The following is a 2,100-nucleotide window of genomic DNA, read 5'->3' on the forward strand; positions in this document are numbered from 1 at the left end:
ATGTAAGATACAGAATCTGAAAAGAGGTTGAAAAACATGGATGTGGCATTGTTAGCGAAAAGCTTAACTGTCTTTCTGGGACCGTTTTTGCCTTACTTAATCAAGATGGGTGAAAAAGCGGCAGAAGATGTAAGTAGCAAGTTTACAGCAGGTGCTTGGGACAAAGCAAAAACTCTATGGGGTAAGCTTCAGCCCAAAGTAGCAGCTAAACCTATAGTACAAGCAGCAGTTGAAGATGTGGCTAAATCTCCAGAAGATCAAGATTCTCAAACTGTGTTGGAGATTCAAATGAAAAAAATGCTGAATGAGGATCAGGAGTTTGCTAAAGAAATTTTTAGGCTGATGCAGGAAGAAAAGGAACAAGCCCAAGGAACAACAAATATTTCTCAAAGCGCAGGTGATAACTCTATTCAGTTTGGATCGATTCAAAATTCAGGTGATATCAATATCAATAAATAACCATAAATTATGACCAGTAATATTTCCCAATCTGGGGGTGATAATGCTGTTTTATTTGGCAGTATTGGTCAGGTAGGAACTATCAATATTCTGCGGCTAGACTCTGAACATGGGGGAAGAGTAACACTAGAAGTACCTGACATCCAAAATGCTCTCAAACCGCGTTCTTTACCTGTATTTGAGCTTCCCCGTTCTTTTCCTACACTATTAGCTAGACGGGAGGAAGTACAAGTTGCTCTTAATACTTTACCATATAATCAAACCGTGGAATTTTACGGTGATAATGGTATTGGCAAGACATCAATTTTGCGATATTTAGCCCATCATCCTGCACTCACTTCAGTTTTTTCTGATGGGATTATTTATCATCATTGTGTTAATTATCAGTCAGAATCTGATTTACTACAAATTATTTTTGATAGGTTTTATGAAAGTGAGATTAGGTTTAAACCGACGGATATACAAATTCGTGAAGCTTTAAAAGATAAAAAAGCTTTGATTTTGTTGGATGGGGGGAAGTTCACAAGGGAAGAAGTGCAAGGTATTAGCAATAACTCTCTCGATCCAACTTTTTTGTTTGCTAATAGCGATCGCTCTCTTTGGGGTGAAGGAAGTTCTGTCAAACTTGCTGGACTACCTCTCAAAGATACCATATCTCTCGTTACTAGAGAATTAGGACGTTCCCTAAGTCAAGAAGAATATACTGCTGCGGAAGCATTATGTACAGCTTTAGAAGGTCATCCTTTGCGAATCCTTCAAGCTGTAGGATTGGTAAGAGAAGATAATTTGACACTGACCGTTGTATCACAACGCTTCAATTCTCAGGGTAATCAAGATAAAATCAAACATTTACTATCATCATTATCTAAACCTGAGCGAATGATTTTGATCATCCTGGCTGCTTTGGGAATAAATGTAGCTCTTGGTGCAGAAAGAATTGCTGATTTAATAGCTATTTCTGAAGTTAAGCCTGTTCTAAAAAATTTACTCAACCGTCATTTAGTCCAAGTTGATGGTGAGCATTATATTTTATCAGATTCCATAGTTGAGTATTTACGAAAATCAGAAGATATTAGTATCTGGATGGAAAATATAACCAATTATTTCCAAAATTGGATACTACAAAATCAGGGTTTAACAGAAGTTATATTATCGGAATCACCTGCAATTTTATCATGTTTAGAATGGTCTTTTATCACTAATCGTTGGTACGATGTCTTATCTTTAGGAACAGCAATTGAACCTGTTTTAGCATTGAGTGGACAATGGGGTATTTGGGAAAAGGTTTTACAATGGCTTCTAGCAGCAGTAAAGGCTACAGGAAATCAAGCAATTGAGGCTTTAGCTTTACACCAATTAGGAACTCGTTCACTTTGTTTAAATCAGTTAACTGAAGCGCAAAACTATTTAAATCAAGCTTTAAAAATTAGAGAATCAATTAATGATCAAGCTGGAGTAGAAGTTACTAAAAATAATCTGGAATTGATACCAGATTTGCTGATACCAAAATCAGAATCTATCCAAACTTCTCCACCAGACAAAATCAAGCCAGATTTTTCACTATGGTTTAAATTTGGTGGGGCTTTTTTTGTGTTTGCATTTATAGGATGGTTACTTTGGTTATTAATATTCAAACCAATA

The 2,100-nt window shown here is 36.1% G+C and carries 1 protein-coding gene and 1 pseudogene; both read left to right on the forward strand.

Annotated elements, in window-relative coordinates:
• The first annotated feature begins 36 nt into the window (after positions 1–36).
• Complete coding sequence (locus VB694_RS11280) at positions 37–459, forward strand: hypothetical protein (RefSeq protein WP_323360412.1); 423 nt, start codon at positions 37–39, stop codon at positions 457–459.
• 9 nt (positions 460–468) lie between these two features.
• A pseudogene (locus tag VB694_RS11285) lies at positions 469–2,100 on the forward strand (hypothetical protein); the annotation flags it as partial.

This window comes from Anabaena sp. UHCC 0451, from assembly GCF_034931405.1.
In the GTDB taxonomy this organism is placed as follows: Bacteria; Cyanobacteriota; Cyanobacteriia; order Cyanobacteriales; family Nostocaceae; genus RDYJ01.